The organism is Stenotrophomonas sp. YJH_SMC_119 (assembly GCF_059368315.1).
Genome location: NZ_JCAFRP010000005.1, coordinates 1 through 18,293, shown reverse-complemented (window position 1 = coordinate 18,293; position 18,293 = coordinate 1). Strand labels below are relative to the sequence as shown.

General features: G+C 67.3%; 20 protein-coding genes. 15 read left to right on the top strand and 5 right to left on the bottom strand.

The features are described 5' to 3' along the window. Positions 1-28: 28 nt before the first annotated feature. The 3 genes from AC5P6S_RS09280 (at position 29) to AC5P6S_RS09270 (ending at position 4,797) form a co-directional block, all read left to right on the top strand. Entirely contained in the window at positions 29-1,885 is a 1,857-nt protein-coding gene (locus AC5P6S_RS09280) for an ATP-binding protein (protein WP_005412647.1), read from the top strand. A 48-nt stretch (positions 1,886-1,933) separates the two neighbouring features. After that, positions 1,934-4,240 carry a hypothetical protein gene (locus tag AC5P6S_RS09275; RefSeq protein ID WP_495204569.1) on the top strand — a complete coding sequence of 769 codons (2,307 nt, stop codon included), beginning with the start codon at positions 1,934-1,936 and terminating at the stop codon, positions 4,238-4,240. Between the two features lie 92 nt (positions 4,241-4,332). Next, positions 4,333-4,797 (top strand): YqhG/Tai3 family protein, encoded by a 465-nt coding sequence (locus AC5P6S_RS09270; RefSeq protein WP_005412649.1) that lies wholly within the window; start codon positions 4,333-4,335, stop codon positions 4,795-4,797. 99 nt (positions 4,798-4,896) lie between these two features. On the opposite strand, the gene AC5P6S_RS09265 is transcribed toward AC5P6S_RS09270, so the two are convergent. Then, entirely contained in the window at positions 4,897-5,691 is a 795-nt protein-coding gene (locus AC5P6S_RS09265) for a cytochrome C assembly family protein (RefSeq protein ID WP_012479528.1), read from the bottom strand. 122 nt (positions 5,692-5,813) lie between these two features. Here AC5P6S_RS09265 and ffh point away from each other — a divergent pair, with 122 nt between their 5' ends. The 10 genes from ffh to AC5P6S_RS09215 all read left to right on the top strand — a co-directional run bounded on the left by ffh (position 5,814) and on the right by AC5P6S_RS09215 (position 12,828). Further along, positions 5,814-7,190 carry a signal recognition particle protein gene (ffh, locus tag AC5P6S_RS09260; protein ID WP_005408591.1) on the top strand — a complete coding sequence of 459 codons (1,377 nt, stop codon included), beginning with the start codon at positions 5,814-5,816 and terminating at the stop codon, positions 7,188-7,190. A 91-nt stretch (positions 7,191-7,281) separates the two neighbouring features. Further along, positions 7,282-8,358: an NAD(P)H-dependent flavin oxidoreductase gene (locus AC5P6S_RS09255; RefSeq protein ID WP_076739557.1), complete on the top strand. Its 1,077-nt coding sequence runs from the start codon at positions 7,282-7,284 to the stop codon at positions 8,356-8,358. Further along, positions 8,355-9,167, top strand: coding sequence for an aminotransferase class IV family protein (locus tag AC5P6S_RS09250; protein ID WP_495204568.1), 813 nt, complete (start codon positions 8,355-8,357; stop codon positions 9,165-9,167). Before AC5P6S_RS09255 ends, AC5P6S_RS09250 begins: the two co-directional genes overlap by 4 nt. A gap of 96 nt (positions 9,168-9,263) precedes the next feature. Further along, positions 9,264-9,524 carry a 30S ribosomal protein S16 gene (gene rpsP, locus AC5P6S_RS09245; protein ID WP_005408594.1) on the top strand — a complete coding sequence of 87 codons (261 nt, stop codon included), beginning with the start codon at positions 9,264-9,266 and terminating at the stop codon, positions 9,522-9,524. A 44-nt stretch (positions 9,525-9,568) separates the two neighbouring features. Next, entirely contained in the window at positions 9,569-10,081 is a 513-nt protein-coding gene (rimM, locus tag AC5P6S_RS09240; protein WP_005408595.1) for a ribosome maturation factor RimM, read from the top strand. 8 nt (positions 10,082-10,089) lie between these two features. Beyond that, complete coding sequence (gene trmD / locus AC5P6S_RS09235; protein ID WP_005412653.1) at positions 10,090-10,848, top strand: tRNA (guanosine(37)-N1)-methyltransferase TrmD; 759 nt, start codon at positions 10,090-10,092, stop codon at positions 10,846-10,848. Between the two features lie 154 nt (positions 10,849-11,002). Then, complete coding sequence (gene rplS / locus AC5P6S_RS09230) at positions 11,003-11,404, top strand: 50S ribosomal protein L19 (protein ID WP_005408597.1); 402 nt, start codon at positions 11,003-11,005, stop codon at positions 11,402-11,404. Between the two features lie 82 nt (positions 11,405-11,486). Further along, positions 11,487-11,867 (top strand): DUF6404 family protein, encoded by a 381-nt coding sequence (locus tag AC5P6S_RS09225; protein WP_012479532.1) that lies wholly within the window; start codon positions 11,487-11,489, stop codon positions 11,865-11,867. An 80-nt stretch (positions 11,868-11,947) separates the two neighbouring features. Continuing rightward, positions 11,948-12,382, top strand: coding sequence for a DUF1801 domain-containing protein (locus AC5P6S_RS09220; RefSeq protein WP_005412655.1), 435 nt, complete (start codon positions 11,948-11,950; stop codon positions 12,380-12,382). A 38-nt stretch (positions 12,383-12,420) separates the two neighbouring features. Further along, positions 12,421-12,828, top strand: coding sequence for a DUF1801 domain-containing protein (locus AC5P6S_RS09215; RefSeq protein WP_005412656.1), 408 nt, complete (start codon positions 12,421-12,423; stop codon positions 12,826-12,828). A gap of 119 nt (positions 12,829-12,947) precedes the next feature. Here AC5P6S_RS09215 and AC5P6S_RS09210 read toward each other — a convergent pair whose 3' ends face one another. Beyond that, positions 12,948-14,408 carry an MATE family efflux transporter gene (locus tag AC5P6S_RS09210; RefSeq protein WP_138969749.1) on the bottom strand — a complete coding sequence of 487 codons (1,461 nt, stop codon included), beginning with the start codon at positions 14,406-14,408 and terminating at the stop codon, positions 12,948-12,950. A 62-nt stretch (positions 14,409-14,470) separates the two neighbouring features. Here AC5P6S_RS09210 and AC5P6S_RS09205 point away from each other — a divergent pair, with 62 nt between their 5' ends. Next, positions 14,471-14,710, top strand: coding sequence for a hypothetical protein (locus AC5P6S_RS09205; protein WP_005408602.1), 240 nt, complete (start codon positions 14,471-14,473; stop codon positions 14,708-14,710). Positions 14,711-14,719: 9 nt separating this feature from the next. After that, entirely contained in the window at positions 14,720-15,127 is a 408-nt protein-coding gene (locus tag AC5P6S_RS09200; protein WP_024956742.1) for an RNA-binding S4 domain-containing protein, read from the top strand. 38 nt (positions 15,128-15,165) lie between these two features. On the opposite strand, the gene AC5P6S_RS09195 is transcribed toward AC5P6S_RS09200, so the two are convergent. The 3 genes from AC5P6S_RS09195 to AC5P6S_RS09185 form a co-directional block, all read right to left on the bottom strand. Continuing rightward, positions 15,166-15,768, bottom strand: coding sequence for a DUF937 domain-containing protein (locus tag AC5P6S_RS09195; protein ID WP_005408604.1), 603 nt, complete (start codon positions 15,766-15,768; stop codon positions 15,166-15,168). A 108-nt stretch (positions 15,769-15,876) separates the two neighbouring features. Further along, positions 15,877-17,520 (bottom strand): catalase, encoded by a 1,644-nt coding sequence (locus AC5P6S_RS09190; RefSeq protein ID WP_043035634.1) that lies wholly within the window; start codon positions 17,518-17,520, stop codon positions 15,877-15,879. 180 nt (positions 17,521-17,700) lie between these two features. Then, on the bottom strand, positions 17,701-18,156 hold the full coding sequence (locus tag AC5P6S_RS09185) for a hypothetical protein (RefSeq protein WP_258391784.1): 456 nt from the start codon (positions 18,154-18,156) through the stop codon (positions 17,701-17,703). Positions 18,157-18,293 lie beyond the last annotated feature (137 nt).

Genomic DNA, 18,293 nt, shown 5'->3' with positions numbered 1-18,293 from the left:
CTTTCCGTGTCCAGGAGTAAACGATTACATGCAGGACACCACGCCCACCGCCCCCAACGCCGAAATCCGTCGCGCAGGGGTCGATCTCAATGGATTGATGACGGTGCTGGGCAAGCACCTGTATTCCACCCCGATGGTGGCGCTGCGCGAGCTGGTGCAGAACGCGCATGACTCGATCATCCGTCGCCGCATCGAGCAGCCCGGCATCGAAGTACCGTCGCGCATCTCGGTGCAGGTCGATGCCGCTGCCGGCGTGCTGCGCATCACCGATACCGGTGCCGGCCTGACCCGCCAGGAAATCCATGACTACCTGGCTACCGTGGGCGTCGGCTACACCCGGGGCCTGCGCCAGGGCGGGGAGGACGATGAAGGCCTGATCGGCATGTTCGGCCTCGGGTTCCTGTCGGCCTTCGTGCTGGCGCGCAGGGTCAGCGTGCGTACCACCTCGTACCAGACGCCGGAACTGGGTCATCTGTACGTGTCCAGCAATGCCGAGCAGTACACCGTCAGCGAAATGCCGGCGCGCGCGGTTGGCACCGAGGTGGAACTGGAGCTGCATCCGGATTTCCTGCCGCTGGCCAACGAGGCGCGCCTGCACGAGGTGCTGGGCCGCTATTGCGCGCTGCTGTCCGAGCCGATCTTCATCGGTGCTGCGGCCGAGGCGCTCAACCCCGAGCCGCCGCCGTGGCGCAGCCAGGGTGACGTCGTCGTGCATCCGGTGCAGGCGCGTCGCCAGGCGCTGCAGTTCGCTGCGCGCTTCGAGCACGATTTCGAGCCGATCGTCACCGTGCCACTGCGCGCGGATGGCGACAGCGATGCCACCGGCCTGTTGTGGGTCCAGGACGGCGCTACCTACGGCACCAGTGACAACCGCAATCTTTCGGTGTTCGTGCGCGGCATGCTGCTGGACGACGATGCGCGCGACCTGCTGCCGCCGTGGGCGGGCTTCATCGGCGGAGTGATCGAATCCTCGCGGCTGACGCCCACCGCCAGCCGCGAAGACCTGCAGCGCGATGACCAGTACCGGGCCGTGCAGCACGCGCTGCTGGAGGCGCTGATTGATGGCCTGGCCGACGTCGCACGGCAGCAGCCGGAAGCCTGGCGACGCGTTCTCACGCGCCATAATGAGGCCTTGCTGGGCGCGGCGCTGTGCGATGACCGCCTGTTCGACCTGCTGCTGGAGCACGTGCGCGTGCCGACTTCGCAGGGCGACCTGCCGGCCAGTGCGCTGCCGGCGCGTGGTGCCGTGCATGTGATTCTCGACAATGGCGGTGGCTTCGAGGAGATGCTGTTCCGCGCGATGGGGGTACCGGTCGCGCATGGCCACCGCTATGCAGTCGTGCCGTTCCTGCGTCGCTGGGCCCAGGCCAAGGGCCTGCGCCTGGTTGAACTGGGGACCGAGCAGGGTAACCGTGCACTGTTCCGAAGCGATGACAGCCTCGACGAGGCGCAGCTGGCATGGCTGCGCGAGCAGCTGGGCGACGGCGAACAGTTGCTGCCGGCACGCTTCAGCCCCGAGTCGCTGCCGGTGGTGGTGGTGCCCGACCGCGAAGCCGAGCTGAAGCAGCGCCTGGAAGACGACGAGAACGACAAGCGCGTGTCGATGGCCGCGCTGCGCCTGGCCCGGCAGTTCACCGCACGCATCGAGTCGCGCGCGCCGTCGCGGCTGTACCTCAATCTCGATAACCCGGCAGTGCAGGCGCTGCTGCGCGCCCAGCGCGAGGGGCATCCACAGGCCGAAGCCGCAGCCCGTCTGCTGCGCTCACTGAAGATCATCGTCGCCGCGCAGGGCCGCCCGCTGGCACGCGCGAACGCTACGCCCGGCCCGGATCTCAACGGCGCCTTTACCGATATTGCCGGTGCCCTGCAGCAGATGCTGCGCTGAGCACCGTACCTTCTCATCCAGCCTTCGCTAGACAGGAGCACTTACCCCATGGACATCTGGAACTGGGTCGAAAAACTGCAGGGTGACCTGCGCCAGGCCGGCCAGGCGCAGAACGCGCACCTGCTGAACCGTCTCGCCGACGAGGTGAGTGAACTGCAGATCGACCGCGTCGATGCATTGCTGCCCGAAGCGCGTGCGCTGGGCAAGGCGCTGGACAACCCGTGGGTCGACGTCTATGTCGGCCACTGGGCGCTGCGCAACCGCGTCGGCAACCGCGTCGAAGGCGAGAGCGCGCTGGGCGAAGCGGTGGCGCTGTTCGAACGTGCGCACCGTGATGACACGCTGGAATGCCCGCAGTCGATCTGCGTGACCCAGGATCTGGCTGCCTGCTATGGCAACATCGATGGCCCGGGCTGGGTGCCCGAGCGCATCGAGGTCTGCGATGAAACACTGGGTCGCATCGATCCGAGCTGGGCCTGTTTCCAGTGCCTTAGCTGCGAGAAGGCCGATGCGCTGCTCGATGATGGTCGTGGCCAGGCGGCGCTGGATTACCTGCAGGCGCAGGCCGATGCCGTGGAGGCCTGTGGCAAGGAAGTGTTCGACAGCTTCCCGGAGATGCAGATCAAGATCCTGCTGGGAATGGGCCGTGCCGATGAGGCACTGGCGCTGATCGAAAAGCGGGAGGCCGAAGTTGCTGCGTCCGGAGAATACGAGCCGGCCAACTGCACGGTGCCGCGCCGCCTGTCCAAGGCCTGGGCGCTGGCCCAGCTGGGTCGCGACGAAGAGGCGCTGCAGCAGCTGGTGCCGTGGAGCGAGCTGACTCCGAACTACTGGCGCCTGTGGGCCAACACCGCCGCCGCGCTCTGCCAGCGGGATCCTGCGCGCAATACCTGGGATCTGGGCACGCGCTTCAACACGATCATCGAGCACTTTGCCCGGGTCGGATCGCATCGCCTGCTGATCGAAGTGGCAGCACTGAGCCTGGAGCTGGCGCTGCAGCGTGGCGCGCGCTGGGTGGCACTGCGGCAGCTGGAACTGGCCCGCACCCATCTGGCGCAGCTGCGCCAGGATCGTGGTGCTGCGGCGCTGGTGGCCGGCCTGGCCGCGCGCATCGACGCGTTGCCGGATGTCGCACCGCTGCCGGTGCCGGCGGGCGAGCTGCTGGCATGGCTGGACGCGCAGGGCGAACAGAACCAGTCGCGCGATCCCGAGCGCGAAGCGCAGTGGTTGCTGCAGGCGCATGCCGAGTTGCCCGATGACGAGGCGCTGGCCGAGATGGCGGCCAGCGCACTCAATGCCTGCGGCGCGCAGCCCGAGGCGCGCGCGCTGCTGTGGCGGTTCGTACGCAGCCATGCGCAGAACGATGGTCCCGCGGCCTACACGCTGATGCGCTGGCTGGCCGAACAGGGCGACGACGATGGTCTGCGCCAGCTGGCCGATCTCTATCGCGGCAGCGTGCCGGTGTTCGCGCACTGGTGCGAGGTGCAGCGTGCACGCCGCGTGTCCGACTGGCCGGCGCTGGAGCAGGCGGCCCGATCCCTGCTGGAGCTGTCTCCGGGCTCGCACGGCGCGCGCGGCACGCTGGCGCGCATGTACATGGAAACCGGCCGCTTCAGCGAAGCACAGGCCTGCTATGCGCAGCTGGTTGAATTGCTGGAAGAGCCGAATGCCGCGCATTGGGACCACATGAGTGCCGCCAGCGCGGCGCGGGATTGGGACGCCGTGCGTCGCTCGGCGAAGGCGATCGGCATGGAGCTGTCCAGCCAGGAAGGCATGGTCGAAGAGCCGTGGGGCTGGGTGATCATCCGCAGCGAAGAGAACGGTGAGCCGATGGAGTACTACGCCCGTCGCAGCGGACCGGTGACCGCGCGCATCGTCGAGAACGCGCCGTCCAACCGCGCCCAGCAGGTGGGCGACTGGGTGGTGTTCGATGCCGCGCTGGTGCATCCGGCACCCGAGGAGGAGGAAGCACGCGAGCATTTCATCCCGACCTATGCGCAGGTGCATGTGCTGGAACGCGGCGGCTTCGCCCGCAGCTGGATGATCGATGGCGCGCACCCGGGCGAAGAGGCCTGGAACGTCTTCGTCGAGGCGGCCGAAGCACAGGGTTGGAAGGTGTGGTCGCACAGCCGCCCGGACTACACCGTCACCGACCCCGATGTGGAAGAGGGTACGCTGCCCGGCCTGCTGTTCACCGTGGCCCAGCCGCAGGACCATGCACCGCTGGCGCTGCACCGCTTCCTCCAGCAGCAGACCGCGACGTGGCCGCATCCGCATTGCTGGCTGCGCCTGGCCGAAGCCTGCGACCAGGATCGCCAGCCGCACCTGGACGTGATCGAGCGTTACGGGTTGTAAGCCGGGTATCGGGTAGTGCCGGCCGCTGGCCGGCAGCGCCGGGATATCCTGTAGTGCCGGCCAGCGGCCGGCACTCCCTCAAGGAGAAATACATGCGAAAGACAGGGATGTTCGTGATCGCCGGGCTGCTGCTGGCCCCCACCGTGCAGGCTGCTCCCGCCTGCCGGGAGCCTGCGGCTGTGGCCCGCGCCTTCTACGAGGCGACGACCGGCAACGGTGATCTGCTGGATCCGCCGGCCGCGCTGGTCAGCGCGGCCTTCGGCAAGGCGCTGCGTGATGAGCGTGCCTGCCAGCAGCGCGAGGAGGGCATCTGCACGATCGATTCCGATCCGTGGCTGGATGCGCAGGATGGCGACATCGACAGCCCCGTGCGTTACAGCTGGAAAGAGGCCTCGGCGACCACCGGCCAGGTAGAAATGCGCTATTTGGTCTGGAAGAAGGCCTACGTGACCCGGTTGCCGATGGTGCGCCAGGGCCAGGGCTGCTGGCAGGTCGATGACATCCTCACCAACAGCGGCCGTTCGGTGCGGAAGATCCTGGCGCAGCCGGTGCCCTGACCGGCGGCAGCATCCACGCAGGGTGCGGTCCAGTTGCCGGCCAGCGGCCGGCACTACCAGGTGATGTTGGGTGGGTGCCGACCGTTGGTCGGCACGCTTCTATCGCGTATGCCCGAACACCAGTTCGATCACGAACTGGCTGCCGAAGAACGCCAGCAGCAGCAACAGCATTGCCGCCAGCGTCCAGTGCACCGCCTTCATGCCGCGCCAGCCGTAGCGGCGGCGGCCGACCAGCAGCACGCCGAACACGACCCACGACAGCACGCTCAGCACGGTCTTGTGCACCAGCTTCTGTGCCAGCAGGTCATCGACGAACAGCACGCCGGTGACCAGGGTCAGGGTCAGCAGCGCGAAGCCGACGATGATCACCCGGAACAGCAGTGATTCCAGGTCGGCCAGCGGCGGCAGCGCCCGCAGCCACGGCCGGAACTCGCGGCGACGCAGTGCGCGTTCCTGCAGCCACAGCATGATTGCCAGCAGCGCGGCGATGCTCAGCGTGGCGTAGGCCAGCAGCGCCAGCCAGGCGTGGCTGGCCAGGCGCCAGCCCAGCACTTTGCTCGGTTCGTGGCCGTAGCCGTGGTAGGCCAGCAGCAGCACGGCAGCCAGCGGGAACACCACCACGCCCAGCGCCGACATCCGCCCTCGTGCGCCGACCAGCGAGGTCAGCCAGGCCATGCCCAGGCCGACCAGCGACAGCGCGGCGAAAAAGTGCATGTCCGGCCCGCCGTTGGTGCGCATCGCCACCATCACGTGGTAGCTGCCATGCAGCAGCATCGCCGGCAGGGCCGGCCACAGCCAGGTGGGCGAGCCGGTGGTTTCATCGCGGCCGAGCGCGCGCACCAGCAGGGCACTGGCAGCCAGGTAGAGCAGGACGGCGATGAGAACGATTGTCATCGTTGCAGTTTCGCATACCCCTGCGGTGGTGGCGACGGTCCCGTGGCCGCAGTCCGGGGAGACAGCCGGACCCGTTATACTGTCTGCCTTATTGTCCCCCGCTTTCAGACAGGTTGCGCCGCATGTTCGAGTCCCTGACCCAGCGCCTTTCCGGCACCATCGAGCGCCTGCGTGGCCGTGGCCGCCTGACCGAGGAGAACATCCGCGAGGCGACCCGCGAAGTGCGCATCGCGCTGCTCGAAGCCGACGTTGCGCTGCCGGTGGTGCAGGCCCTGATCGAGCGCATCAAGGTACGAGCGGTTGGCCAGGAAGTGCTGAAGTCGCTGACCCCGGGCCAGGCGCTGATCAAGGTCGTGCGCGACGAGCTGACCGCGGTGATGGGCGCCGAAGCCAGCGACCTGAACCTCAATGTGCCCGCGCCGGCCATCATCCTGATGGCGGGCCTGCAGGGCGCCGGCAAGACCACCACGGTGGGCAAGCTGGCCAAGCACCTGAAGGAAAAGCGCAAGAAGAAGGTGATGGTGGTCTCGGCCGACGTCTACCGTCCGGCCGCGATCGAACAGCTGAAGACCCTGGCCGAGCAGGTCGGCGTGCTGTTCTTCCCGTCCAGTGCCGACCAGAAGCCGGAAGCCATCGTCCGTGCCGCCATCGACGACGCGCGCAAGTCGTTCGTCGACGTGCTGCTGGTCGATACCGCCGGCCGCCTGGCCATCGACGAAGCGATGATGGCCGAGATCAAGGCCCTGCACGCTGCGGTGAACCCGGCCGAAACCCTGTTCGTGGTCGACGCCATGACCGGCCAGGACGCGGCCAACACCGCCAAGGCCTTCGGCGACGCCCTGCCGCTGACCGGCGTGGTGCTGACCAAGACCGACGGTGACGCCCGTGGCGGTGCCGCGCTGAGCGTGCGCTACATCACCGGCAAGCCGATCAAGTTCGTCGGCGTCAGCGAAAAGCCGGAAGGCCTGGACGTGTTCCACCCGGACCGTATCGCCAGCCGCATCCTCGACATGGGCGACGTGCTGTCGCTGGTCGAGCAGGTCGAGCAGCAGGTCGACAAGGACAAGGCGGCCAAGCTGGCCGAGAAGGTCGCCAAGGGCAAGAAGTTCGACCTGAACGACATGCGTGACCAGCTCGAGCAGATGCAGAACATGGGCGGCATCGGCGGCCTGATGGACAAGCTGCCGGGCCTGGGCAACATCCCCGACCATCTGAAGCAGCAGGTCAGCCAGGGCAAGGAAGTGCCGCGCATGATCGCCATCATCAGCTCGATGACCAAGAAGGAACGGCGCAACCCGAACCTGCTGAACGGCTCGCGCCGCGCGCGCATCGCCAAGGGCTCGGGCGTGACGCCGGCTGACGTCAACAAGCTGATGAAGCAGTACATGCAGATGGAAAAGATGATGAGCAAGATGGCCGGCGGCGGCATGAAGGGCATGTTGCGCAGCATGAAGGGCATGATGGGCGCCATGGGCGGCCGCGGCATGCCGTTCCGTTGATGCAGCGACGGGGCCGGCGCGCATTGCGACGCGGGCCCGGTCACAATGACTGGCGTATGCTGGATGGCGACTTCTCCAACAGGTATGTCGCGTGAATGCATCGCCGATTCTTGAACGCGCCGACACCTTCTGTCGGCGTTTTTCATTGCAGCTTCCGATCCTGCTGGCACCGATGGCCGGTGCCTGCCCGGTGCCGCTGTCGGCCGCGCTGGCCAATGCCGGCAGCATGGGCGCGATGGGTGCGGTGCTGTCGCCGGCCGCCGATATCGGCCGCTGGATGGATGACTTCCGCGCCGCTTCCAATGGCCCGGCGCAGGTGAACCTGTGGGTGCCGGATCCGGTGCCGACCCGTGACGTTGCCGCCGAGGCTGCCAGCCGCGCCTTCCTGACGCAGTGGGGCCCGGACGTGCCGGCCAGCGCCGCCGATGCCACGCCCGCCGACTTCGAAGAACAGTTCGCCGCACTGCTGGCCGCACGCCCGGCGGTGGCCTCGACCATCATGGGTGTGTTGCTGCCGCGCCACGTGCAGCAGTTGAAGGATGCCGGCATTGCCTGGATCGCCTGCGCGACCACCTTGTCCGAAGCGCGTGCAGCACAGGACGCCGGTGCCGATGCGGTGGTGGCGCAGGGCATGGAAGCGGGCGGCCATCGCGGTGCGTTCGATCCGGCGATGGCCGAGCGCCAGCTGGTCGGCCTGTTCGCGCTGCTGCCGCGCCTGGCCGATCACCTGCAGATCCCGGTGATTGCCGCCGGCGGTATCGCCGATGGCCGCGGTATCGCGGCCGCGCTCACGCTGGGGGCCAGCGCGGTGCAGATCGGCACCGCGTTCCTGCGCACGCCCGAAGCCGCGATCGCCTCGGCGTGGGCCGATGGGCTGGCCGCCAGCGAACCGGAAGACACCTGGCCGACCCGCGCTTTCAGCGGCCGCCTGGGCCGCGGCCTGGCGACCGCCTATGTGCGCGCCGCTGCCGCAGAAGGCGCCCCGCCGCCACGCCCGTACCCGGTGCAGCGCGGGCTGACCGCGCCGATGCGCAAGCAGGCCGCGCAGGAAAACCGCCTGGCGGCGATGCAGGCCTGGGCCGGGCAGTCGGCGTGGATGGCGCCGGCACAGCCGGCCGCCGACGTGCTGCGCGGCATGTGGAGCCAGGCGCAGGCGCTGCTGCGATGACGGTGACCTGCAACGGCCTGCCGGCACAGGTCGAGGATCTGCTGCCGGCGCTGGTCAACTACGGCCATTTCACCTCGCTGCAGGTGCGCGACCACGCGGTGCAGGGACTGGACCTGCATCTGGCGCGGCTGTCACAGGCGACGCGTGCACTGTTCGGCAGCGAGCTGGATACGGTGCAGGTACAGACCTGGATGGCACAGGCCCTGCAGCAGGCCGGCCTGGCCGATGCCTCGCTGCGGGTGACGGTGTACTCGCGCCGGTTCGATTTCCGCAACCCGCTGGCGGCGGTGCCGGTGGACGTGCTGGTGGCAGTATCAGCGCCGGTGGCCCTGGTCGCGCCCAAGCGCGTGCGCAGTGTGCTCTGGCAGCGCGAAATGCCGCGGATCAAGCACGTGGGCACGTTTGGCCTGTTCGCCGAGCGCCGCGCGGCGATGGCCGAAGGATTCGACGATGTGCTGTTCGTGACCGCTGATGGCGACGTGAGTGAAGGCAGCACCTGGAACCTGGCCGTGCACGATGGTGAACGGCTGCTCTGGCCGCAGGCGCCGGCCCTGCGCGGTACGGCCGAAGCGCTGCTGAAGCGGCATTGGCCCGATACGCAGTTGGCGCGGCCGTTGGCGCTGGCTGAACTGGGCAGTGTGAAGGCCGCTTTTGCCTGCAACGCCAGCGGCCTGTGGGCGCTGGAGGCCATCGACGGGCATCTCCTGCCAGGCTCGCAGGCGCTGGCTGAACAGGGCAGGGCGGTGCTGGCGGCGGTAGCTTGGCAGGGGCTGGGGTCAGATCCCTTTTGCGCCGCAAAAGGGATCTGACCCCAGCCCCCCCCGGGGGTTGGCTCGGCCGGACTCTACCGCTATAATCGCCCGCTTACCTCGCCATCCTGGCGACTGGGCAATAGGAAAAACACCATGGTCAAGATTCGACTGACCCGCGGCGGCGCCAAGAAGCGTCCGTTCTACCACATCATCGTCACCGACGTGCGCAGTGCGCGCGACGGCCGCAACATCGAGCGCGTTGGTTTCTACAACCCGGTCGCCCAGGGCGGCGAGAAGCGCATCGAGCTGGACCTGGCCCGCGTTGACCATTGGGTCAAGAACGGCGCCCAGCCGACCGACAAGGTCCGCAACCTGATCAAGGAAGCGACCAAGTCCCAGGCCGCTGCGGCCTGATCCTGACGGGCCACGCTTCGGCGTGGCCCTCTTGGTTGAAGCAGATGAAAGATATCGAGCGCCGCATCCTGCTGGGCAGGGTTGTCGGCGCTTTTGGTGTGCGCGGCGAGATCAAGCTCGAGTCCTGGACCGAGCCACGTTCCGCCATTTTCCGTTACCAGCCGTGGATCGTGCGCAGCCCGTCCGGCGTGGAAACCACGATTGAAGGTGTGCGTGGCCGCGACAGTGGCAAGCACCTGGTCGCCCGGTTCCCCGGCGTCGAGGACCGCGATACCGTCGAAGCGATGCGCGGCACCGAGATCTACGTGGCCCGCAGTGCCCTGCCACCGCCGAAGCCCGATGAGTATTACTGGGTGGACCTGGAAGGCCTGGACGTGAAGACCACCGAGGGCGTTGCCCTGGGCCAGGTCTCGCACCTGTTCAGCACCGGCGCCAACGACGTGGTGGTGGTCCGGGGTGACCGCGAGCGGATGATCCCGTTCGTGCAGCCGGACTTCGTCAAGTCGGTCGATTTCGAGGCCAACCTGGTCGTGGTCGACTGGGATCCCGAGTTCTGAGTGTGAGCATGCGTTTCGACGTCATCACCCTGTTCCCCGAGTTCCTCGCCCAGTCCGCTGGACTGGGCGTGGTCGGGCGCGCGCAGGAGAAGGGGTTGTTCAGCCTGCATGGCTGGAATCCCCGTGATTACGCCGAAGGCAACTACCGCCGGGTGGACGACCGTCCATTCGGTGGCGGCCCGGGCATGGTGATGCTGATCGAGCCGTTGCAGGCCTGCCTGCAGGCGATCCGCGATGCTGATCCGACCCCGGCGCGGGTGATCCATCTCAGCCCGCAGGGGGCGCCGTTGACTCAGGCCAAGGTGCGGGAACTGGCGGCGTTGCCGCGCATGGTCCTGCTCTGTGGCCGCTACGAGGGCATCGACGAGCGTTTCCTGGAAGCCAATGTCGACGAGGAAATCTCCCTCGGCGACTATGTGCTGTCGGGTGGCGAGCTGGGTGCGGCGGTCATCATCGACGCCGTGGCCCGCCTGCAGGACGGGGCCCTGAATGACGCTGAATCAGCGGCCCAGGACAGCTTCGAAGGTGATCTGGGCCTGCTCGACTGTCCGCACTACAGCCAGCCGGCCCAGCACCCTCTGGGCGACGTGCCGGACGTGCTGCGCTCAGGCAACCATGCGGCCATCGCCGCGTGGCGCCGCCAGCAGTCGCTGGTCCGTACCGCCCAGCGGCGCCCGGACCTGCTGGATGAACAGGCCCTGGGCAAGGCCGACCGCACGCTGCTGGAACAGGGCCGTCAGGCCCAGAAACAGAAGGCCGACCCCTAGCGCAGGGCCGGCTTTATCGGCTATCATGGCCAATTACCGCCAGCCCAGGCCGGCGCGCGCAGTACCCACAACAAACGTGCAGCACAGTCCGGTGACTGCATGAGCCCACGTTGTCTACATGACACGCCCACCCGAACAAGAATCGGTGTAACCCATGAGCAAGCTGAACAAGTCCATCGTCGCGGAATTCGAATCCGCCCAGATCACCCGTGAACTGCCGAAGTTCAGCCAGGGCGACACCGTTGTCGTCAACGTGAAGGTGAAGGAAGGCAGCCGCGAGCGCGTGCAGGCCTACGAAGGCGTCGTCATCGCCACCAAGAACGCCGGCCTGAACTCCTCGTTCACCGTGCGCAAGATCTCGCACGGCTACGGCGTCGAGCGCGTGTTCCAGACCCACAGCGCCATCATCGACTCGGTCGAAGTGAAGCGTCGTGGTAAGGTCCGCGCCGGCAAGCTGTACTACCTGCGTGGCCTGGAAGGCAAGGCTGCCCGCATCAAGGAAGACCTGGCTGCCGCTGCTGCCGCCAAGGCTGCCCGTCTGGCCGAAAAGGCCTGATAAACAACTTCGGTTGTTGCCGCGACGGCCACCTTCGGGTGGCCGTTTGCGTTTCCGGCATCGCATCGGCCACGATCAGGTGATGAACGACATCAACCCGCGCTATCCCGCCGTGATCCAGTCGGCGTTGCGCTTCCTCGACGGCAAGGGACTGGCGCGTGTGCAGTCGGCGCCGTTGCTGCATCGCCTGCTGTGGCGCATGGGCATCGCACTGCCACCGCCGATCCTGGCCGGCTTCGGTACCAATGCGCTGGTGCAGGGCCTGTTGTTCGGGCTGTTCTGGACCGCGCTGATGTGGCTGATGCTGTGGCAGGGCAGCGAGCGTCCGCTGGCCTTGCTGCTGGCGGCCGGCCTGTTGGCTGGTGCGCTGTTCGGCGTGGTGATGGCCGGCTTGATGCGCTCGCTGCGCCGTCACCGCAAATTACCGGAGTGGCGCCAGTTCCGCGCGGGGCAGGCGGACTGAGCCGATGGCGCACTGCGCCGTGACCGCCCGGCACAGGCCGCGGTAGGCTGCCGGCATCATCCCGATGGACGTGCCGTGCGATGCCTGCCAAGCGAACCGCACCTTCCGCTGCGCCCAAGCTGTTGTCAGGCGGTAATCCGCAGATCGCCAAGGGCGAGGGCGATGCCACGGTACAGGCCTATATCGCGGCGATGCCGGACTGGAAGCGGCCGATCGGCGCACGGCTGGATGCGCTGGTCGAACAGGCCGTACCTGGGGTGCACAAGGCGGTGAAGTGGAACTCGCCGATGTATGCGGTGGCCGCGGGCGAAGGCTGGTTTCTCAGCTTCCATTGCTTCACCCGCTATATCAAGGTGGCGTTCTTCCGCGGCGCTGCGCTGAAACCGGTGCCGCCGGAGCCGTCCAGGAGTGCCGATACGCGCTACCTGCACATTGCACAGGATGGCGTACTGGATGAAGCCCGGTTTCTTGACTGGGTGCGCCAGGCCGCGGCATTGCCCGGCGAACACATGTAAGCCCACCGTTCTGATCTCCTTGCCGACGAGAGCCGCTGATGGCCACGCATGCACCCAACCCGGCCGATGCCGGAACCCCGGCCGCCGAACTGATCGATGCGCGCATCGCCGAACTGGGCGACTGGCGTGGCGAAGCGCTGGCACGCGTGCGTGCGTTGATCCATGAGGCGCTGCCCGACGTGCAGGAAACCTGGAAATGGCGGGGTACACCGGTGTGGGAGCACAACGGCATCCTGTGCACCGGCGAGACCTACAAGCAGGCGGTGAAGCTGACGTTTGCCAATGGCGCGGCGCTGGCCGACCCCAAAGGCCTGTTCAACGCCAGCCTGGAGGGCAACACGCGGCGCGCGATCGATATCCATGAAGGCGCGATGCCGGATGCCGCCGCGTTCAAGGCGTTGATGCGCGCGGCGGCCATGTTCAACGCGGCGAAGAAGAAGCGGTAGAGCCGGCGCCGCTGGCCGGCTGTGCCGCGATGCTGCTGGAGAGGTGTGAGGTTGCCGGCCAGCGGCCGGCACTACCGTGGCGTTCACTGGCCCATGAGGTTGCCGGCCAGCGGCCGGCACTACCGCAGCGGTGCGGCATCCGGGTCGGCCACCGGCGACGGCGGGCAGGCCGGAATTTCCGACGGCGTGGCCAGTTCCTGGGCGTGCGAGGGCTTGCTGATCATCTTCGCCTTGCGCCAGCCGCCCCAGCGGTAATACGCCAACGACAGCAGCATCGACACCAGCGAGCTGACCGGGAAACTCCACCAGATCGCATCGGCGCCCCAATACGGCTGCAGCAGCTCGGCGAACGGCACGCGCACGCCCCACAGCGAACCCGCCAGGATCAGCAGCGGCGGGATCACCGCGCCGGTGGAGCGCACCACGCCGGAGATCACGAAGCTGACGCCGAAGAACAGGAACGAGCCGATCACCACGTGGTTGAGGTGACGGGCAATGTCCAGCGCCTGGCTGGTCGGCGGCAGGAACAGCGCCAGCAGCTGGCGATCGAACAGCACCAGCGGCAGGATCAGCGCGCCGGTCAGCAGGAAATTGAACAGCACGCCCTGGCGTGCGGTGCCGCGTACGCGGTCCCAGCGCTGCGCACCGACGTTCTGCGCCGCCATCGAAGAGCACGCCGCACCGATCGCCATCGCTGGCATCTGCAGGTAGTTCCACAGCTGCAGGGAAGCGCCGTAACCGGCGGCGGTGTCGGTGCCGTACTGGTTGACCATGGTCATCAGCAGGATCACCGACAGCGAGATCAGCACCATCTGCAGGCCCATCGGCACGCCCTTGAGCACCAGCGCTTTCAGGATGGTCAGGTCGAGCTTGAACAGCCGCATGTCGGCGCGGCCCAGCCACAGGGTGTGGCGCTTGTGCCGCATGTACAGCAGCAGGCCGGCCAGCGACAGCGTCTGCGCGACCAGCGTGGCCCAGGCCGAGCCGGCAATGCCCAGCGCGGGGAACGGCCCCATGCCGAAGATCAGCACCGGGTTCAGCACGATGTCCAGTGCCACCGACACCATCAGGAAACGGAACGGCGTGCGCGAGTCACCGGCACCGCGCAGCGCGGCGGTGAGGAAGGCGAACGCATACAGCGTCGGCATCGCCAGGAAGATGATCTGCAGGTAGGCCTCGGCCAATGGCAGCGAGGCGGCCGGCGTGCCCATCGCCGCCAGCAGCGGATGGGCCATGAACCAGCCGGCGATGGCGATGATCACTGACAGGCCGATGAAGAAGGTGGCGCTGGTACCCACCACGCGCCGCGCCTGCGCGATGTCGCGCGCGCCGATCGCCTGGCCGATCAGGATGGTCGAGGCCATGCCGAAGCCGAACACCGAGCCGATCAGGAAGAACATGATGTTGTTGGCGTTCGCGGTGGCGGTCAGTGCCGCCTCGCCGAGGAAGCGCCCGACCCAGACCGCATTCACCGAACCGTTCAGCGACTGCGCGATGTTGCCGGCCAGGATCGGCAGGGAAAACAACAGGAGATTGCGGCCGATCGGGCCGGAGGTCAGGTCAAGCGGCGCTTTGGCCATGGAGTGGTGATCGAATCCCGGGAGGCGCACACTAGCACCAAGCCGGTTTGCGGGATGTGGCAATGCGTCAACGACTGCAGGTGAAGCGAAGGCTGGCGCTGGCCTTGATCGGCGCCGCGCTGGCCGCATGTTCGACAGGTGACCGGCTGGGCGATACCCAGGTGCGGCCAACCGACCGCCCCGAGTGCCTGGTCGGCAGCCAGCGCCAGGATCTTTCCGCCGGCGTTCCCACCCTGATCGGGGGCAGCGGCTGCCGCACCGACCCCGACAACCCGCGTCCCCTGAACAAGCGAACGGAGTAGTCCCTGCCGATGACCGAGCTTTCCGCGCTGTCGCCCAGTGTCCGCCTGGACATCTGGCTGTGGGCGGCCCGTTTCTTCAAGACCCGCAGCCTGGCCAAGCAGGCCATCGAAACCGGCAAGGTCAGCGTCGCCGGGCAGCGCCCGAAATCCTCACGCGCAGTGCGCGTCGGTGAGCAGCTGCAGGTCGACCGCGGCGAAGAGCATTTCGAGATCCAGGTGCTGGGCCTGAGCGACCAGCGCGGGCCGGCGCCGACGGCGCAGCAGTTGTATGCCGAGAGTGAGGCCTCGAAGGCGCGCCGTGCCGAACAGCGCGCGTTGCGCATCGCGGCGCGCGATGGTTTCCAGCCGCCGGAGCACAAGCCGGACAAGCGCGCACGGCGGTTGATCCGCGCGCTCGGCGATATCGACGCGTTGTAAGCAGCAGGGCGCCAGACCGGATCCGGCGCCCCCTTGGCTCAGCGCTTGCCGCCCAGCAGGCTGCCGCCGATCTTCAGCAGATCGCCCACGCCGAGCTGGCCGTCACCATCCTGGTCCAGCAGGCTGCCGAGCAGGCCACCGGCAAGACCGCCCTGCTGCTGCACCTGCTGCTTTTCCTGGCCGAGGGCCTGGCTGAGCGAGCCGGCGTCGGCCTGGCCGCCACCGAGGCGCTGGGCGAGGAAAGCCATCACGATCGGTGCGAGGATCTGCAGCAGCTGGCTGGTGCGGCCACTGTCGAGCTGGGTGGCCTGGGCCAGGCCGGTTTCCACCTTCTGCTGGTTGCCGCCGAAGATGTGGCCGAGGATGCCGGCGCCATCGCTGGCGGCACCACCGCCACCGCCGCCCAGTACCGAACCGAGCACGCTGCCCAGGTCCAGCCCACTGTGGTTGTTCTGCAGCGCGCCGAGCAGCGCCTGCGCGCCCTGCGGCTGCGAGGCGTTGTTGCCCAGCGCGCCCATCAGCACCGGCAGCGCGGCACTGATCGCACCGGAAGCCTGGGTGTCGCTGATGCCGAGCTGCTGCGACACCTGCTGCAGCGGTGCGCCCTGCAGTTTGGCGAGAAGTTCGTCGGTGAGGCTCATCTGCGGAATCCTTGATTGGGGTGGGGCGTGCAGAAGGTACGACGCGGACCGTTAAAACGGCGACGCCGCCTCACGGGGAGGCGGCGTGCTGTTCACGGGGCAGGGCGATCAGAGCTCGATGTCTTCGGCGCCCGGGGTCGCGGTGGGGAAGTCCGCTTCCGGCTGCGCCGGCTTGAACGGATCCGAAGGCTGGCTGGCCAGCGCCTTCAGCGCTGCGGCAACGCCAGCGCCATAGGCCGGGTCGGCCTTGCTGCAGTTGTCGATGTGGCGCTGCTTGATGAAGTCCGGCGCATCGCCCAGGGCGCGGGCGGTGTTGGCGAACAGGCGGTCCTTCTGTGCCTGGTTGTAGCTGCGGAACAGCGCACCGGGCTGGCTGAAGTAGTCGGCGTCGTCCTCACGGAAATTCCAGAAGTCGGCGTCACCGCGGATCTTCATCGGCGGCTCGCGGTACTGCGGCTGTTCCTGCCACTGGCCGTAGCTGTTCGGCTCGTAGTGCGGCAGGCCGCCGTAGTTGCCGTCCACGCGCATCGCACCGTCGCGGTGGTTGCTGTGCACCGGGCAGCGTGCGGCGTTCACCGGAATCTGGTGGTGGTTCACGCCCAGGCGGTAGCGCTGCGCATCGGAATAGGCGAACAGGCGTGCCTGCAGCATCTTGTCCGGCGACGGGCCGATGCCCGGCACCAGGTTGCTCGGTGCGAACGCGGACTGCTCCACGTCCTGGTACCAGTTGACCGGGTTGCGGTTCAGTTCGAACTGGCCCACTTCGATCAGCGGGTAGTCGCTCTTCGGCCACACCTTGGTCAGGTCGAACGGATGGATGCGGTAGGTTTCCGCCTCCAGCTCGGGCATGACCTGGATGAACAGCTTCCACTTCGGGAAGTCGCCCTTCTCGATTGCGGCGAACAGGTCGCGGCCGTGGCTTTCGCGGTCATGGCCGACCAGGATCTGCGCCTGCGCGTCGGTCAGCGATTCGATGCCCTGCTGGCTGACGAAGTGGAACTTCACCCAGAAGCGCTCGCTGTCGGCGTTGGTGAAGCTGTAGGTGTGCGAGCCGAAGCCGTGCATGTGGCGGAAGCTGCGCGGGATGCCGCGGTCGCTCATCACCACGGTCACCTGCAGCAGGGCTTCGGGCAGCAACGTCCAGAAGTCCCAGTTGTTGCGCGCGCTGCGCAGGTTGGTATGCGGGTCGCGTTTCACGGCCTTGTTGAGGTCGGCGAACTTGCGCGGGTCGCGCAGGAAGAACACCGGCGTGTTGTTGCCGACCAGGTCCCAGTTGCCTTCTTCGGTGTAGAACTTCAGTGCGAAGCCGCGGATGTCACGCTCGGCGTCGGCGGCGCCACGCTCGCCGGCCACCGTGGTGAAGCGCGCGAACATCTCGGTCTGCTTGCCGACCTTCTCGAACAGCTTGGCACGGGTGTACTTGCTGATGTCGTGGGTGACGGTGAAAGTACCGAACGCGCCCGAGCCCTTGGCGTGCATGCGGCGCTCGGGAATGATCTCGCGGTTGAGGTTGGCCAGCTTCTCCAGCAGCCAGACGTCTTCCATCAGCAGCGGGCCACGTGGGCCGGCGGTCTTGCTGTTCTGGTTGTCCACCACCGGTGCGCCGAAGGCCGTGGTCATCGGCGTGACCGGATCATCGCCGTGCTTCTGCTTGGGCGTGGTGCTCAGTTCACGCTGCTGCTGGGTGCCTTCCGCAGGCGACGGCGCGGTGTGATACGGGCACTTGGGGCTGTTGTTATCGGACTGGCTCATGGCTGGCTCCTGCGGGTGAAGACGGGGTGGAACATCTTCACTCGACTTTAGCTATGGCCAGATGAAATGAATAATCGAATGAATCATTCACTTCTATAGCTTCTGTCTATCGATTGTCGGGAATTCATTGCCGGGGCCTTGTTCCGGTCGCCCGGCGGCTCGCATCCCGACACGCTCCGATCATGGGCCAGCAGTGCTCGATTCGACGATGCGCACCGGGCGCGCTAGGCCGTCGAATGCATCCACATAACGACGATGAAGCATCCCGTCCCGGCGCAGCTGGGTGTCCTGCATCGGCCGGATCTGGGTGGTCAGCGGATTCCCGCGTGGCGCCAGTTGCGTTCCATAGCGTGCGGGGTAGGGCCCCGATGCGGCTGCCTTCACATACCGGGTTTCCTGTACCACCAGGCCGGCACGGCGAAGGCGCTCGATCTGCAGGTCGCCGATGTTGGCGGTGTAGTCGTTGCCGAAGACATACTCGGCCTGCACGCCGTCGGGCCGGTTTTCCCAGGTTGTTGAAACGCAGTTGGAGGTGCAGCCACCGGTGAATGACCAGTGTGGTGAGTATGTGTACGTCCAGGAGGCGGGCTGGATGCCGGGCCCGGACAGGGTCTTGGATACCAGCGACTTGGCCATGTAGCAACTGTGTTGATGGAGGGACTTGGCCCCTCCATGAGACGGGCACGGTAGTGCCGGCCGCTGGCCGGCAGCCTTTGGTCTTGCGCCCTGGCTGGCCTTAGGCAGGGACCAGCCCGTTTTCAGCGTCGCGCACC

Bases quoted from the DNA above. Each gene is read 5' to 3' on its own strand.
- AC5P6S_RS09280 (WP_005412647.1), top strand. From the start codon at position 29: ATGCAGGACACCACGCCCACCGCCCCCAACGCCGAAATCCGTCGCGCA.
- AC5P6S_RS09275 (WP_495204569.1), top strand. From the start codon at position 1,934: ATGGACATCTGGAACTGGGTCGAAAAACTGCAGGGTGACCTGCGCCAG.
- AC5P6S_RS09270 (WP_005412649.1), top strand. From the start codon at position 4,333: ATGCGAAAGACAGGGATGTTCGTGATCGCCGGGCTGCTGCTGGCCCCC.
- AC5P6S_RS09265 (WP_012479528.1), bottom strand. From the start codon at position 5,691: ATGACAATCGTTCTCATCGCCGTCCTGCTCTACCTGGCTGCCAGTGCC.
- ffh (WP_005408591.1), top strand. From the start codon at position 5,814: ATGTTCGAGTCCCTGACCCAGCGCCTTTCCGGCACCATCGAGCGCCTG.
- AC5P6S_RS09250 (WP_495204568.1), top strand. From the start codon at position 8,355: ATGACGGTGACCTGCAACGGCCTGCCGGCACAGGTCGAGGATCTGCTG.
- rpsP (WP_005408594.1), top strand. From the start codon at position 9,264: ATGGTCAAGATTCGACTGACCCGCGGCGGCGCCAAGAAGCGTCCGTTC.
- rimM (WP_005408595.1), top strand. From the start codon at position 9,569: ATGAAAGATATCGAGCGCCGCATCCTGCTGGGCAGGGTTGTCGGCGCT.
- trmD (WP_005412653.1), top strand. From the start codon at position 10,090: ATGCGTTTCGACGTCATCACCCTGTTCCCCGAGTTCCTCGCCCAGTCC.
- rplS (WP_005408597.1), top strand. From the start codon at position 11,003: ATGAGCAAGCTGAACAAGTCCATCGTCGCGGAATTCGAATCCGCCCAG.
- AC5P6S_RS09225 (WP_012479532.1), top strand. From the start codon at position 11,487: ATGAACGACATCAACCCGCGCTATCCCGCCGTGATCCAGTCGGCGTTG.
- AC5P6S_RS09220 (WP_005412655.1), top strand. From the start codon at position 11,948: ATGCCTGCCAAGCGAACCGCACCTTCCGCTGCGCCCAAGCTGTTGTCA.
- AC5P6S_RS09215 (WP_005412656.1), top strand. From the start codon at position 12,421: ATGGCCACGCATGCACCCAACCCGGCCGATGCCGGAACCCCGGCCGCC.
- AC5P6S_RS09210 (WP_138969749.1), bottom strand. From the start codon at position 14,408: ATGGCCAAAGCGCCGCTTGACCTGACCTCCGGCCCGATCGGCCGCAAT.
- AC5P6S_RS09205 (WP_005408602.1), top strand. From the start codon at position 14,471: ATGCGTCAACGACTGCAGGTGAAGCGAAGGCTGGCGCTGGCCTTGATC.
- AC5P6S_RS09200 (WP_024956742.1), top strand. From the start codon at position 14,720: ATGACCGAGCTTTCCGCGCTGTCGCCCAGTGTCCGCCTGGACATCTGG.
- AC5P6S_RS09195 (WP_005408604.1), bottom strand. From the start codon at position 15,768: ATGAGCCTCACCGACGAACTTCTCGCCAAACTGCAGGGCGCACCGCTG.
- AC5P6S_RS09190 (WP_043035634.1), bottom strand. From the start codon at position 17,520: ATGAGCCAGTCCGATAACAACAGCCCCAAGTGCCCGTATCACACCGCG.
- AC5P6S_RS09185 (WP_258391784.1), bottom strand. From the start codon at position 18,156: ATGGCCAAGTCGCTGGTATCCAAGACCCTGTCCGGGCCCGGCATCCAG.